Source organism: Paenibacillus sp. MER 99-2 (assembly GCF_023714095.1).
In the GTDB taxonomy this organism is placed as follows: Bacteria; Bacillota; Bacilli; order Paenibacillales; family Paenibacillaceae; genus Paenibacillus.
The window spans coordinates 1-242 of the sequence record NZ_JAMAUZ010000070.1; the positions used below are offsets into that span (position 1 = coordinate 1).

The following is a 242-nucleotide window of genomic DNA, read 5'->3' on the forward strand; positions in this document are numbered from 1 at the left end:
ACTTTCAATTACAGGGCTTTTACCTTCTTTGGCGGGCCTTTCCAGACCTCTTCGTTTAACCGGTTCCTTTGTAACTCCATGTGAGACGTCCCACAACCCCAAAGAGCAAGCTCCTTGGTTTGGGCTGTTCCGCGTTCGCTCGCCGCTACTGACGGAATCACTATTGTTTTCTCTTCCTCAAGGTACTTAGATGTTTCAGTTCCCCTGGTATGCCTCTACTTGCCCTATGTATTCAGACAAGA

General features: G+C 48.3%; 1 rRNA gene. It reads right to left on the reverse strand.

Features of this window, described 5'->3' with window-relative positions:
• Positions 1 to 242, reverse strand: a 23S ribosomal RNA gene (locus M3636_RS29375); the annotation flags it as partial.